At 68.5% G+C, this 13,791-nt stretch carries 14 protein-coding genes, 1 tRNA gene and 1 riboswitch; of the genes, 5 read left to right on the forward strand and 10 right to left on the reverse strand.

What is annotated here, in order from left to right; all coding sequences use genetic code 11:
- Nucleotides 1–22 precede the first annotated feature (22 nt).
- Nucleotides 23–1,267, forward strand: coding sequence for an SGNH/GDSL hydrolase family protein (locus FHX80_RS09020; protein ID WP_145763725.1), 1,245 nt, complete (start codon nt 23–25; stop codon nt 1,265–1,267).
- A 156-nt stretch (nt 1,268–1,423) separates the two neighbouring features.
- Here the strand turns inward: FHX80_RS09020 and FHX80_RS09025 are convergent, their stop codons facing one another.
- The 4 genes from FHX80_RS09025 to FHX80_RS09040 are packed head-to-tail and all read right to left on the reverse strand — an operon-like array spanning nt 1,424 to nt 4,954.
- Entirely contained in the window at nt 1,424–2,089 is a 666-nt protein-coding gene (locus FHX80_RS09025) for a DUF1707 SHOCT-like domain-containing protein (protein WP_208764776.1), read from the reverse strand.
- Between the two features lie 60 nt (nt 2,090–2,149).
- A complete protein-coding gene (locus FHX80_RS09030; protein ID WP_244318183.1) occupies nt 2,150–3,238 on the reverse strand; it encodes an ABC transporter ATP-binding protein in 1,089 nt (362 codons plus the stop codon).
- 53 nt (nt 3,239–3,291) lie between these two features.
- The gene (locus FHX80_RS09035) at nt 3,292–4,161 is read right to left on the reverse strand and encodes an ABC transporter permease (RefSeq protein ID WP_145763727.1); all 870 of its coding nucleotides are present in this window, start codon (nt 4,159–4,161) and stop codon (nt 3,292–3,294) included.
- The gene (locus tag FHX80_RS09040) at nt 4,154–4,954 is read right to left on the reverse strand and encodes an ABC transporter permease (protein WP_145763728.1); all 801 of its coding nucleotides are present in this window, start codon (nt 4,952–4,954) and stop codon (nt 4,154–4,156) included. The genes FHX80_RS09035 and FHX80_RS09040 overlap by 8 nt, the downstream gene beginning before the upstream one ends.
- Nucleotides 4,955–5,123: 169 nt before the next feature.
- Here FHX80_RS09040 and FHX80_RS09045 point away from each other — a divergent pair, with 169 nt between their 5' ends.
- Nucleotides 5,124–7,595, forward strand: coding sequence for a transglycosylase domain-containing protein (locus FHX80_RS09045; RefSeq protein WP_145763729.1), 2,472 nt, complete (start codon nt 5,124–5,126; stop codon nt 7,593–7,595).
- 155 nt (nt 7,596–7,750) lie between these two features.
- On the opposite strand, the gene FHX80_RS09050 is transcribed toward FHX80_RS09045, so the two are convergent.
- The 3 genes from FHX80_RS09050 to FHX80_RS09060 all read right to left on the reverse strand — a co-directional run bounded on the left by FHX80_RS09050 (nt 7,751) and on the right by FHX80_RS09060 (nt 8,991).
- Nucleotides 7,751–8,071 (reverse strand): DMT family transporter, encoded by a 321-nt coding sequence (locus FHX80_RS09050; RefSeq protein WP_145767165.1) that lies wholly within the window; start codon nt 8,069–8,071, stop codon nt 7,751–7,753.
- A 39-nt stretch (nt 8,072–8,110) separates the two neighbouring features.
- A riboswitch (guanidine-III (ykkC-III) riboswitch) is annotated at nt 8,111–8,177 on the reverse strand.
- An 88-nt stretch (nt 8,178–8,265) separates the two neighbouring features.
- Nucleotides 8,266–8,604 (reverse strand): GroES family chaperonin, encoded by a 339-nt coding sequence (locus tag FHX80_RS09055; RefSeq protein ID WP_145763730.1) that lies wholly within the window; start codon nt 8,602–8,604, stop codon nt 8,266–8,268.
- Nucleotides 8,605–8,670: 66 nt separating this feature from the next.
- Nucleotides 8,671–8,991, reverse strand: a complete 321-nt coding sequence (locus FHX80_RS09060) for a DUF3618 domain-containing protein (RefSeq protein ID WP_145763731.1) — start codon at nt 8,989–8,991, stop codon at nt 8,671–8,673.
- Between the two features lie 127 nt (nt 8,992–9,118).
- Between FHX80_RS09060 and bcp the strand changes: the two genes are divergently transcribed.
- The 3 genes from bcp to FHX80_RS09080 all read left to right on the forward strand — a co-directional run bounded on the left by bcp (nt 9,119) and on the right by FHX80_RS09080 (nt 11,816).
- A complete protein-coding gene (gene bcp, locus FHX80_RS09065) occupies nt 9,119–9,586 on the forward strand; it encodes a thioredoxin-dependent thiol peroxidase (RefSeq protein WP_145763732.1) in 468 nt (155 codons plus the stop codon).
- A 208-nt stretch (nt 9,587–9,794) separates the two neighbouring features.
- Nucleotides 9,795–11,291 (forward strand): glycine betaine/L-proline transporter ProP, encoded by a 1,497-nt coding sequence (gene proP, locus FHX80_RS09070; RefSeq protein ID WP_145763733.1) that lies wholly within the window; start codon nt 9,795–9,797, stop codon nt 11,289–11,291.
- A 441-nt stretch (nt 11,292–11,732) separates the two neighbouring features.
- Nucleotides 11,733–11,816, forward strand: a tRNA-Leu gene (locus tag FHX80_RS09080).
- A gap of 60 nt (nt 11,817–11,876) precedes the next feature.
- On the opposite strand, the gene rdgB is transcribed toward FHX80_RS09080, so the two are convergent.
- The 3 genes from rdgB to rph form a co-directional block, all read right to left on the reverse strand.
- A complete protein-coding gene (gene rdgB, locus FHX80_RS09085; protein ID WP_145763734.1) occupies nt 11,877–12,479 on the reverse strand; it encodes an RdgB/HAM1 family non-canonical purine NTP pyrophosphatase in 603 nt (200 codons plus the stop codon).
- Nucleotides 12,480–12,511: 32 nt separating this feature from the next.
- On the reverse strand, nt 12,512–12,904 hold the full coding sequence (locus FHX80_RS09090) for a hypothetical protein (protein WP_145763735.1): 393 nt from the start codon (nt 12,902–12,904) through the stop codon (nt 12,512–12,514).
- A gap of 112 nt (nt 12,905–13,016) precedes the next feature.
- Nucleotides 13,017–13,754: a ribonuclease PH gene (rph, locus tag FHX80_RS09095; protein WP_145763736.1), complete on the reverse strand. Its 738-nt coding sequence runs from the start codon at nt 13,752–13,754 to the stop codon at nt 13,017–13,019.
- Nucleotides 13,755–13,791: the final 37 nt, after the last annotated feature.

The following is a 13,791-nucleotide window of genomic DNA, read 5'->3' on the forward strand; positions in this document are numbered from 1 at the left end:
GAACAGAGGAGACACACCGCCCATGCCCAGGCGCCAGGGGTACGCCCTGCTCATCGCCCTCGTGGCCGGCACCGCCGCGCTCGCCGCCGCCGTGGCGTTCACCGGCTCACTGCTGTTCTCCGGGCCCCGGGCAAAGGCCTCCGCCACCACCGGGCCGCAGAACACGGCCAGGACCCCCGCCGCACCGGCCCACTCCTCCGGCCGCTGGCTCACCACCTGGGCAACCGCGCCCGTCCTCGGAGCGGCCGACCCGAACCACGGCCAGGACCTCGCCCACCGCACCATCCGTAACGTCGTGCACACCAGCATCGGCGGCAACGCGGCCCGCATCACGCTCTCCAACCTCTTCGGTACGCGGCCGCTGCTGATCGACAACGTCACCGTGAACACCCGCCCCGTGACGTTCCGCGGCGCACCGGCCACCACCGTCGGCGCGGGCCGGCAGATCATCAGCGACCCCGTCGTCGTCCCGGTCGCCGCCGACGCCGACCTCGTCGTCACCCTGCGCACACCCACTGCCCGCGGCCCTGTCACCGTCCACCCCAACAGCCACCAGAGCTCCTACGTGGAGACCCGGCAGGGCACCTGGCGCACCACCGCCTGGCGCTACCTCACCGCGGTGGACGTGCACAGCCCGGCCGCCGCCGGGGCCGTCGTCGTGATCGGCGACTCGCTCACCGCAGGCACCGGCTCCACCACCGACGCGAACAGCCGCTGGCCCGACGTCCTCTCCGACCGGCTGAACGGCCGGTACGCGGTGGTGAACCAGGGCATCGGCGGCAACCGCCTCCTGCGCGACGGCATCGGGCAGCGCGCCCTCGACCGCTTCGACCGTGACGCGCTGGGCGTCACCGGCGCGAAGACCGTCATCATCGCCCTCGGGATCAACGACGTGCAGGGCTTCCCCCAGGAGAAGGACCCACAGCGGATCACGGACGCCCTGCGCACCATGACGCAGCGGGCCCACGCCCGCGGGTTGCGGGTCATCGGCGTGACCCTGATGCCGTACGACGGCTACCGCAGCTGGACCCCCGCCCAGAACACCGTACGCACCCGGGTCAACGAGCTGATCCGGGCCGGCGGAATCTTCGACCAGGTCCTCGACTTCGACCGCGACATGCGCGACCCGGCCCAGCCGGACCGGCTGCTCCCCGCCTACGACTCCGGTGACCACCTGCACCTGAACGACGCGGGCTACCAGCGCCTGGGCTCCCTGGTGAACCTGGCCGACCTGGTACGCGCCCGGCCGTCGTCCGACGCGCTCTGAGCGCGGCGGGGCCGGGCACGGCAGGCGACAGCACGGGGAGACGCGGGGCAGGACCGGGCGAGGCAACGAAACAGGAGCGCCGGGCCCGGGCGGCCTGGGGCGACGCGAGGCGGCCCTGGGCGGCCCCGAGCGGCGCGGACTCGCCCGGACGCGCGGCTACTTGCCCCCGTCGCCCTTCTCCAGCCGGCCGCGCGAAGGCTCCGCCTCCCGCAGCCGCTGCTTCTCCGCCTTGCTCCGCTTGCGCTCCACACCGACACCGCCCATCAGCGCGAAACCGGTGACCCGCACCCGCGGGGAGTCCGGTGCGGGGATGCCCTCGTCCTTCGTGCTCTCCCCGAAGCCGCCCATGATGCCGATGCCCCGGACCTCCACATTCAGATCCGGCGGAACCGTCACCTGCATGCCGCCCATGATCGTGAAGCAGCGGATGACCACCTCGCGGTCCTCGAAGTCCGCCTCACGCAGATCGATCTCACCACCGCCCCATATCGCGAACGCGGTGAACTTCCGGCCGACCGTCCAGTTGCCCCGGCGCCGGAACCCGCCCCAGAACGCGAAGGCACCGGCCGACGTCGCGGGCTTCCCCACCCGGTCCGACCAACGCGCCATCGAACCCGTCAGATGCTGCCCCGCCGCGACCGGCGCCACCGCGGCCCCGATATCCGGCAGATCACGGACGAGCGGCTCCAACTCCCCATGCGTGCGGGCCTTGTAGGTGGCATCGAGGCGCTGGTCGAACTCCTCCATCCCCAGCCGCCCCTCGGCCACCGCCTCGCGCAGGATCTCGGCAATACGTTCACGCTCGGCGTCGGAGGCACGCATGTCCGGAAGTTCACTAGTCATACCGCGCAGCTTATTGAACGCTAGCGCTTCCGTCACCGATCACATGCCCGCAGCCGACGCGTACATCTTCGCGATCACGGCCTCGATGTCCGGCTCCCGCACCGAAAGATCCACCAACGGATACTCCGCGGCGATCCGCGCCACCAACGGCGCCGCCGACGCGGACGCCGGGAACGCCAGCCACTGCCGCGGCCCCTCCACCTTCACCGTACGCACCGCCAGATCCGACTCCAGCCGGATCGGCGGGAGTTCACGCTCCAGATCCACCACCAGCATCCGCTCACTCTCCCCCACCTCATGCAGACCCGACAGCGCCCCGTCATACATCAGACGGCCGTGATCGATCACCATCACCCGCGAGCACAGCTGCTCGATGTCCGTCAGATCATGGGTCGTGAGCAGCACCGTCGTACCACGCTCCGCGTTCAAGTCCCGCAAAAAACCACGCACCTTGGCCTTCGACACCACATCGAGGCCGATCGTCGGCTCATCCAGGTACAGCACCTCCGGATCGTGCAGCAACGCCGCCGCGATATCACCGCGCATCCGCTGCCCCAACGACAGCTGCCGAACCGGAACATCCAACAACTCACCCAGGTCCAGGAGTTCGACACAACGGTCCATGTTGGCCCGGAAGCGGGCGTCGGGAACCCGGTACATCCGGTGAACCAGACGGTACGAGTCACGCAGCGGCAGGTCCCACCAGAGCGTGGTGCGCTGCCCGAAGACCACACCGATCCGGTGCGCCAGCCTCGTACGCTCCCGCGAGGGATCGATGCCCGCCACCCGCAGCGAACCACCGCTCGGGGTGAGAATGCCCGTCAGCATCTTGATCGTCGTCGACTTCCCCGCCCCGTTCGGGCCGATGTAGCCGACCATCTCGCCACGCGCCACCCGGAAACTGATGCCGTCCACCGCCCGCACCTCACGGCGCTCGCTGCGCATGAAGCCCGTCCGGCGACGCACGTCGAAGACCTTCTCCAGCCCGTCCAGTTCGATGAAGCCGGCATCAACGCCGCCGCCGGCGCCCGGACCGGCTCCGGATTCCGCACCGGTCCCGACGCCCGGACCGGCTCCGGTCTCCGCACCGGTCCCGACGCCCGCCTCAACACCCGTTTCCGCGCCCATGTCCCACGCCTCGCCTCGCTCGGTATCCGTATCCGTATCCGTATCCGTATCCGTCAACTTCCCGTACTCCGGTACGCCCGCAGGCCCGCACGCCAGGCCAGACCGGCGGCCACCCAGCACAGGCCCGCCACCACCGGCGGCAGGAACGCCACCCAGTCCGGCAGACCCAGCGGATAGTCCCGGCCCAGCACGTACAGCGCCGGCAACCAGTTCACGAAGGCCAGCGGCACGACGAACGTCACCCCACGCACCAGATCCTTCGCGAAGATCGTCGGCGGGTACTGAAGCAGCGTGTTGCCCCCGTACGTGAAGGAGTTCTGCACCTCCGAGGCGTCCTGCGCGAAGAACTGGAACGCCGCCCCGGCCACGAACACCGCCGCGAAGATCGCCGCCCCGCTCAACAGCATCAGCGGCACCATCACCACCTTCAGCGCCGTCCACCCGATGTCCAGGGTCACCAACGCATACCCGAGCACCAGCAACCCCTGCGAGATCCGCCCCAGCCTCCGCAACGCGAACCGGTCCGCCGCCACCTGCGCGAGCACCGGAACCGGCCGCACCAGCAACGTGTCCAACGTCCCGTCCCGCACCCGCCGCCCCAGCCGGTCCATCGAACCCATCGCCAGATCGGCCAGCCCGAACGCCGTGCCCGACACCCCGTACAACAACGCGATCTCCGGCAGCGTGTAACCACCCAGCACGTCCACGTGCGAGAACATCAGCATGATCGCGACGAAATCGAACGCCGTCGCCGCGAAGTTACCCACCGCCGTCATCACGAACGACGCCCGGTACGCCATCGTCGAGCGCAGCCACATCGCCGCGATCAGCCCATACGCCCGGACCCCCTCGACCAGCCGCGACCGGGACGCGAACACCACCGCGGACCCCTCCGCCACAGCCACGTCCACCACCTCAGCCACCCTGGACCACCACCCTCCGCGTCGCCGCCGACTGCAGCAGCCGTCCCACGGACAACAGCGCCAGCGCCCAGCCCGCCTGGAACCCGTACGCCCGCACCAGACCCCACCCCGTGTGCCTGCCCAGGAACACATCCGCCGGCACCTGGAGCAGCGCCGACCACGGCAACGCCCGCGCCACCTCGCCCAGCAGCCCCGGGAACAGATTCAGCGGCAACAACAGCCCCGAGAAGAACATCCCCGCCAGGAACGCGATCTGCGCCGCACCCGCCCCGTCCATCAGCCAGAACGCGGACAGCGCGACCAGATAACGGATCGCGAAGCTCACCACGACCCCGAGCGCCACCGAGACCAGGAACGCCGGCCAGATGCCCGGCGACGTGGGCAGTGCCAGATCGAAGGCGAACGAACCCAGCAGCATCGGCATGATCCCGCGCCCCAGCAGATGAAACGCCGCCCGGCCCAAGTCACCCGCCAGCCACCACAGTTGAAGATCGATCGGCCGGTAGAGGTCGACCGCGACATCACCGGTACGGATCCGCTCCATCAGCTCGTCCTCGAAACCGCCGCCCATCATGGCGCACGTCATCAGCAGCGCCTGCCCCAGCCACACATACGTGAGCGCCTGCGACATGTCGTAACCACCGAGTCGCGGACGCTCGTCCCACAGCGCCGTGTACGTGTACGCCATGATGAAACCGAAGACGGTGTTGGTGAACACCCCCGCCACCGTCGCGATCCGGTACGTGGCATAGCGCCGGAACCCGCCCGCCGCCACCACCGCATAGAGCCGCACAGCACCCCACCCCCGGCACTCGGGTGCCACCACGTGTGGGCACCAAAGCGCAGGAGCCTAGCCCAGCCGGGCAACCGCCGCGACCGCTTTTCGGAGGTCGATCCGGTAGTTATTCGGGAGAAAAGTGCACTATGGGAGAACTGACCGCGGCCGAGGAGTCTGCACCGACATGAGCGACGAGCCACAGCAGCAGAGCGGGGACCCCGAGCCCCGGGGCCGGCGCCCCAGAGACCTGCCTGCCGGCGCTGCCGCCCCCGGACCACAAGGCGCCCCGGCCACGGACACCACCGGGAAGAAACAGAAGAAACCCAGACGCCCCAAGCGCACCGGCTGGCGCCGCGCCGTCCCCACCTGGCGGATGGTCCTCGGCGGCATCATCCTCATCGCCCTGGTCCTGATCGGCGGCTTCATCGCCGGCTACCAACTGGTCGACATCCCCCCCGCCAACGCCAGCGCCACCGCCCAGTCCAACGTCTACCTCTACAAGGACGGCAGCGTCATCGCCCGCGACGGCGAGATCAACCGGGAGAACATCAAACTCGCCCAGGTCCCCCTCACCGTCCAGCACGCCGTCCTCGCCGCCGAGGACCGCGACTTCTACTCCGAACGCGCCGTCGACATCAAGGCAATGTTCCGGGCCGGCTGGAACACCGCCACCGGTAAGGGCAAACAGGGCGGCTCGACCATCACCCAGCAGTACGTCAAGAACTACTACCTCGGCCAGGAACAGACCGTCGCCCGCAAGATCAAGGAATTCTTCATCGCGATCAAGCTCAACCGCGAGGAATCCAAGAGCCACATCTTCGAGGGCTACCTCAACACCAGCTACTTCGGCCGCAACGCCTACGGCATCCAGGCCGCCGCCCAGGCCTACTACAGCAAGGACATCGGCAACATCACCACCGCCGAAGGCGCCTACCTCGCCTCCCTGCTCAAAGCACCCAGCGCCTACGACGTCGTCACCCACCCCGAGAACAAGGGCACGGCCGTCGCCCGCTGGAACTACGTACTCAACGGCATGGTCAAGGAGAAGTGGCTCAGCAACACCCGCCGCGCCGCCATGACCTTCCCCGTCCCCGGCCCGGTCAAGCCCGCCAACAGCCTCTCCGGCCAACGCGGCTACATCGTCCAGGCCGTCGAGGACTACCTCGTCCAGAACGACATCCTCGACGAGAAGACCCTCGCCACCCGCGGCTACCGGATCACCACCACGCTGGAGAAGAAGAACCAGGACGCCCTCGTCAAAGCCGTCAACGACAACGTCATGGCCAAGACCACCACCGAGCGCGACGCCGACCGCAACGTCCGCGTCGGCGGCGCCTCCATCAACCCCGCGACCGGCCACGTCGTCGCCATGTACGGCGGCATCGACTACACGATGCAGTACGTCAACAACGCGACCCGCACCGACTACCAGGTCGGCTCCACCTTCAAACCCTTCGTCTTCACCTCCGCCGTCGCCAACGACTCCACCACCCAGGACGGCCGACGCATCACTCCCAACACCTTCTACGACGGCACCAACAAACGCATGGTCCAGGGCCCCGACGGACCCACCGGATACGCCCCGTCCAACGAGGACGACGTCAACTACGGACCCATCACCGTCCGCACCGCCACCGACAAGTCCGTCAACGCCGTCTACGCCCAGATGGCCGAGGACGTCGGCCCCGGAAAGGTCCGGCAGACCGCCGTCAACCTCGGCATCCCCAAGGACACCCCCGACCTCACCGCATCCCCGTCGATCGCCCTCGGCCCCGCCACCGCCAGCGTCCTCGACATGACCGAGGCCTACGCCACCCTCGCCAACCACGGCAGACACGGCGCCCACATCCTCGTCGACAAGGTCACCAAGGACGGCACGACCGTCGACCTCCCCGACCGCAGCACCAAACAGGCCGTCAGCCGCCAAGCAGCCGACACCACCACCTCGATCCTCCAGAGCGTCGTCGACGGCGGCACCGGCACCGCCGCCCAGGGCGCGGGCCGCCCCGCCGCCGGAAAGACCGGCACCGCCGAGGAGGACAAGGCCGCCTGGTTCGCCGGCTACACCCCCGACCTCGCCACCGTCATCGCCGTCATGGGCCAGGACCCCACCACCGGCGTACAGAAACCGCTCTACGGCGCACTCGGACTGGACCGCGTCAACGGCGGCGGCACCCCCGCCGAGACCTGGGCCCAGTACACCGGCGCCGCCCTGCGCGGCACCCCCGTCAAAGACTTCACGCTCGACCTGGAGAGCGACACCGACGACACCGGGCTGCCCAGCGAGGCGAGCACCGCACCCGGCAACACCGGACAGCCGTCCCGGACCCCGTCCCGGACCCCGTCCAGCACCGCCCCCAGCGCCCCGCCCAGCACCCCGCCCACCAACCCCTCCGCCCCGGACAACTCGACCGCCACCACCGGCGGCGGCACCGACACCGGCGCAGGCACGAACAGCGGCACCGACACCGGGGGCGGCGACAGCGGAGGCGGCAACAGCAGGGGCAGCGACACAGGGGGCGGCGAGACCGGCGGAGTCAACACCGGCGGAGAGGACAACAGGGGAGGCGACAGCAGAGGAGGCGACAGCGGCGCAGCCACCCCAGGCGGCCTCCTCGAAGGCGCCCGCGGCACCCACGCCCCCGGCCGCCCGTAGAACGCGCCCCGAAAGCCCCGGGCCCAGGACCGAGAACGGGACCGGAACCGGGACCGAGAACGGGACCGGAACCAGGACCGGAACCGGGACGCCGGGAGCGGGAGCGGGACCGGAACCGGGGCTGCGACCAGGCCGGACACGACCGGCCCGACCCGTCAGTGACCCGAAGTCGCCTTCAGCCCCACCACAGCCACCAGCAACAGACACACGAAGAAGATCCGGGCCGCCGTCACCGGCTCATGCAGCACAACCATGCCCAGCACCGCCGCACCCGCCGCACCGATACCCACCCACACGCCGTACGCCGTACCGATCGGCAGCGTCCGCGCCGCATGGGACAACAACACCATGCTCGCCACGATCCCGAGACCCGTGAACACACTCGGCCACAACCGGGTGAACCCCTCGGTGTACTTCATCCCGATCGACCAGGCCACTTCCAGCAGACCAGCGATCAACAACAAAAACCACGCCATGACAGCACCTCCGACGACACTGAACACACGAACAATTCAGGTGCGTCGTCTTTGCGAAAACCCGGTACGGCGCGTCTCGTCGGGGCCCCACCACACTAGCAAAGAACAGGCAAAAGGCCTGGTGACAACAGTCACCAGGCCCCACCCACCCCAACCAGCACCACAAACCACAGGCACCGGAACAAGCCCACGAACTACAGATACAAGCCCATCGAATCCAGCGAACCCTCGAACCGGTCCGCAGCCACCGCATGCAGATCCCGCTCCCGCATCAACACATACGCAACCCCCCGCACCTCAACCTCCGCACGATCCTCGGGGTCGTACAACACCCGGTCCCCCGGCTCCACCGACCGCACGTTCTGCCCCACCGCAACCACCACGGCCCACGCCAGACGACGCCCCACCGCAGCCGTCGCCGGAATCAGAATGCCACCACCGGAACGCCGCTCCCCCTCAGGCGAATCGGACCGGACCAGCACACGGTCATGCAGCATCCGGATGGGCAGCTTGTCGTCCGCGTTCTCACTCACGCCCCGCAACCTACCTGGCCGGCCCACCACCACACGCCCGAGGGGGCACCACGCGACACCGAAGCCCTACTTCCTGCGCCGCCGAGCCGACACCACGAACAGACCGACCACACCCACCGCGACCAACGCAGCCGGAACCACCCGCTCCAACCGCGGCGCACCGTCCTCCGTCACAAACTGGGCCCGCACGTCCGACACCGACCGATTCACCGCGACGAACGCCCGCCCCGCCGTCCGATCCACAGCCTCCGCGGCCTTCGCCTTCGCATCACCAATGATCGTCTTCGGGTGCACCCGCACCCCGATCTCATCGAGCACCACCGCGAGCTGCTCACGCCTCGTGATGATGTCCGCCTCGATCTGCGCAGGGCTCCTGGCATCCGACACTGCGCCGCCTCCGTGATCCTCGTCCGGTAAACCTTCATCGACAGTCTGTCAGCTCGGCCGCCCCCGCACCCGGCGGCACCCCTATTACGCTCGGTCCCGTACACCCCACGTGCCAACGAGGAGAACCATGAGCGAGCGACTCCAGCCCGGCGACACCGCCCCCGCCTTCACCCTCCCCGACGCCGACGGCAACGACATCGCGCTCGCCGACCACAAGGGCCGCAAAGTCATCGTCTACTTCTACCCCGCCGCCCTCACCCCCGGCTGCACCAAGCAGGCCTGCGACTTCACCGACAACCTCGACCTCCTGGCCACTGCCGGATACGACGTCATCGGCGTCTCCCCCGACAAGCCCGAGAAACTCGCCAAGTTCCGCGAGAAGGAAAACCTCAAGGTCACCCTCGTCGGCGACCCCGCCAAGGAAACCCTCGAGGCCTACGGCGCCTACGGCGAGAAGAAGCTCTACGGCAAAACAGTGACAGGCGTCATCCGCTCCACGATCGTCGTCGACGAAGAGGGCAAGGTCGAGCACGCCTTCTACAACGTCAAGGCCACCGGCCACGTCGCCAAGATCATCAAGGACCTCGGCATCTGACGACCAAACCCGAAAAACACCCGGAACCACCCAAAAACAACAACCAGCAACAACAACCGGGACCAACAACCAAGAACAACAGCCGGGGATGGGGCCGAACGGCCGAAAAGATGTGATGGACATCCCAATCCCCCGCCGAATCGGTTTGCGACCGCCATGACCGCGCAGAAGCCTCCCCTGGAACACCCACCGAGGAAAGGACCCGGCCATGGCGGCCTCCGACCCCCATCAGGCGGCCGATCCCGAAGCACTCAAACGCCACCCCACCCTCTTCCGAGCCATCCGCAAACGGAAGAACCCGAGGCTGCGCCGCACGGACATCACCGTCACGGACGACCAGGCCGTCAAGCGAGCCGTGAAAGCGGCCTCACTCGGCAACGCCATGGAGTGGTTCGACTTCGGCATCTACTCCTACCTGGCCGCCACCCTGGGCCATGTCTTCTTCCCGTCAGGGAACGACACCACCCAGCTCCTCTCCTCCTTCGCCACCTTCGCCGTCGCCTTCCTCGTACGACCCCTCGGCGGCATGTTCTTCGGCCCCATGGGCGACAAGCTCGGCCGCAAGAAGATCCTCGCCCTCACCATGATCCTCATGGCGATCGGCACCTTCGCGATCGGCATCATCCCCTCCCACGACGCCATCGGCGTCTGGGCCCCCGTCCTGCTCATCTTCTTCCGGATGCTCCAGGGCTTCTCCACCGGCGGCGAGTACGGCGGCGCCTCCACCTTCATCGCCGAATACGCCCCCGACAAGCGACGCGGCTACTTCGGCAGCTTCCTCGAATTCGGCACACTCGCCGGATACGTCGGAGCGGCAGGCCTCGTCACCGCGCTCTACGCCCTCCTCGACACCGGCCAGATGGAGTCCTGGGGCTGGCGCGTCCCCTTCCTCGTCGCCGGCCCGCTCGGCCTCGTCGGCCTCTACCTGCGACTGCGCCTCGACGAAACCCCGGCCTTCCAGAAACTGGAGGGCGGCTCGGCACACGCCTCCGAGGCGGCGGACGGCGTCGAGACGAGCGCCAAGGGCGACCTCGCCAAGATCTTCCGCAACTACTGGCCGACGCTGATCCTCTGCATCGCCCTGGTCGGCGCGTACAACATCACCGACTACATGCTGCTGTCCTACATGCCGACGTACCTCTCGGACGAGCTCGGCTACAGCGAGACGCACGGCCTGCTCATCCTGCTCGTCGTCATGGCCTTCCTGATGCTGATCATCAGCCAGGTCGGCAAGCTCTCCGACCGCTTCGGCCGCAAACCGCTGCTGATGACGGGCATGCTCGGCTTCCTGGTCTTCTCGCTGCCCGCCTTCCTGCTCATCGGGCAGGGCGGCATCCCGGCCATCACGATCGGCATGCTGATGCTGGGCCTCTCCCTGGTCTGCATGCTCGGCACCATGTCCGCCGCCCTCCCGGCCCTGTTCCCCACCCAGGTCCGCTACGGCTCCCTGTCGGTGGGCTACAACCTGTCGGCGTCCCTCTTCGGCGGTACGACCCCGCTCGTCATCACGGCCCTGATCAGCGTGACGGGCAACAACCTGATGCCGGCGTACTACGCGATGGGCGCGGCGGTGATCGGCGTGATCGCCGTGGCCTGCATGAAGGAAACGGCCAACAAGCCCCTGGACGGCTCCCCGCCCTCGGTGGAGACGGCGGAAGAGGCGGCGGACCTGTGCGCGGCCCAGACACCGGACCCGAAGTTCTGAACCCCTGCCCCTTTCAACGGCCCGTATCGCTCCAACGGAAGCGGTACGGGCCGTTCCGTATCTTGTCGGATATCGGACGTGACTCTCCGATAAACGGTTCGTTGATCCGTACGAGGCCGCGAACGCGCGGCCGGATACGGAGGGGAACCTGGCCGACCCGTACGAGCGGGAGAGTCTCACCGTTGCCGTCGCCGACTCCAGGAACTGGACGACCTGATGCGTCGGCTCGGGCTCAAGAAGAGCGGCGGCCAGCGGCGCGTGTTGCAGGAGAAGGTAGCCGGGCACGGATTGGACACCTCGCACTTCAGGCAGCGAAGCCCATGGCGGAAATACCCCGACGCAGACATTGCCGACGCCGTCGCATCCTCGTCGTCACCGCGCGAGCTCAGATAAGTCCTGGGACCCATCAACCCGCAACCCCTCCTTGTAGACTGCCGGAGCGCGCGAGTGCTGGAATTGGTGAGACAGGCTGGTTTTAGGTACCAGTGCCCTAGCGGCGTGAGGGTTCGAGTCCCTCCTCGCGCACCCCGGGACAGGCCCGGCCCCCGTCAGCGGGCCGGGCCTGTCCCGTTCGTACGCGGACCGTTACCCCACCAGTTCCCGCACCACCGGCACCAGCGCCCGGAACGCCAAGCCGCGGTGGCTGATCGCGTTCTTCTCCGCCGGGGTCAGTTCCGCGCAGGTCCGGGTCTCGCCCTCCGGCTGGAGGATCGGGTCGTAGCCGAAGCCGTGGGTGCCGGACGGGGTGTGGCGCAGGGTGCCCAGGAGGCGGCCCTCGACCACGCGTTCCGTGCCGTCGGGGAGCGCGAGTGCGGCGGCGCAGGCGAAGTGGGCGGCGCGGTGCGGGGTGTCGATGTCGGAGAGCTGGGCCAGGAGCAGGGCGAGGTTGGCCGGGTCGTCGCCGTGGGTGCCGGACCAGCGGGCCGAGAAGATGCCGGGGGCGCCGCCGAGTACCTCGACGCAGAGGCCGGAGTCGTCGGCGATGGCGGGGTGGCCGGTCGCCCGGGCGAGGGCGTGGGCCTTGAGGAGGGCGTTCTCGGCGAAGGTGACGCCGGTTTCCTTGACGTCGGGGATCTCGGGGTACGCGTCCGCGCCGACGAGTTCGTGGGTGAGGCCGGCGTCGGCGAGGATCGCGTGAAGTTCGGTGATCTTCCCGGCGTTGCGGGTGGCGAGGATGAGGCGGGTCATGGGTCGATTATCGCCGGGTGTGCGGGTGTGGTTTACGGGGTGCAGACCTTGCCGATTTCCTTGGCCGCGTCGGTGACCGGGGTGATGTCGGGGGTGGTGTCGCCCTTGTCGATGGAGTCGCGGACGTTGCCGACGCCGGACCGGAGGTGGTCGACGGCCTTGCTGAGGTCGGCGTTGTCGGTCTTGTCGCCGAGCTTGGCGAGTTCTCTTTCGATGTCGTCGAGGGCTTCGGAGGCTTGGCTGGGGTCGTCGGAGGCTTTGGAGACGGTCCGCTGGAGGTTGTTCACGCTGGTGGCGATGGCGTCGGCGGTCTGTACGCAGTCCATCGCCTTGTCGATGGCGCCGCAGCCGGCTGCGGTGGTGATGGCGAGCAGTGTGGTGGTGATGGCCAGTGCTGTGCGGTGGCGTCGGTGGCGTGTGGCCATGGTGTGGTCTCTCCCCGGGTGCGGATACGCGGACGGGCGCACGGTTCGATCCGTGCGCCCGTATTCGTATCGACGTCGTGGGGTGGGTACTTGGTTGCTTCTTTACCTGGCCCTACTCGCCGAGGGTGCGGGTGAGTGCGTCGTTCTGGAAGGCGGTGAGGTCGACGCAGCCTGCGGTGGCGAGGTCGAGGAGGGCGTTGAGTTCCTTGCGGTCGAAGGGTTCGGCTTCGGCGGTGCCCTGGACTTCGACGAAGCGGCCGTCGCCGGTGCAGACGACGTTCATGTCGGTCTCGGCGCGGACGTCTTCCTCGTAGCAGAGGTCGAGGAGGGGGGTGCCGTCGACGATGCCGACGCTGATGGCGGAGACGGTGCCGGTGAGGGGCTTGCGGCCGGGCTTGATGATTTTCTTGCGCTGGGCCCAGGTGATGGCGTCGGCGAGGGCGACGTAGGCGCCGGTGATGGCGGCGGTGCGGGTGCCGCCGTCGGCCTGGAGGACGTCGCAGTCCAGGACGATGGTGTTTTCGCCGAGGGCTTTGTAGTCGATGACGGCGCGGAGTGAGCGGCCGATGAGGCGGCTGATCTCGTGGGTGCGGCCGCCGATCTTGCCGCGTACGGATTCGCGGTCGCCGCGGGTGTTGGTGGAGCGGGGCAGCATGGAGTATTCGGCGGTGACCCAGCCTTCGCCGCTGCCCTTGCGCCAGCGCGGTACGCCTTCGGTGACGGAGGCGGTGCAGAAGACTTTGGTGTCGCCGAAGGAGATGAGTACGGATCCTTCGGCGTGCTTGCTCCATCCCCGTTCGATGGTGACGGGGCGGAGCTGGTCGGGGGTGCGGCCGTCGATACGAGACATGGTGTCGACTTTATCGGGTGCGGGGAGTGGGCTGTTG

The sequence above is a fragment of the Streptomyces brevispora genome (assembly GCF_007829885.1).
In the GTDB taxonomy this organism is placed as follows: domain Bacteria; phylum Actinomycetota; class Actinomycetes; order Streptomycetales; family Streptomycetaceae; genus Streptomyces; species Streptomyces brevispora.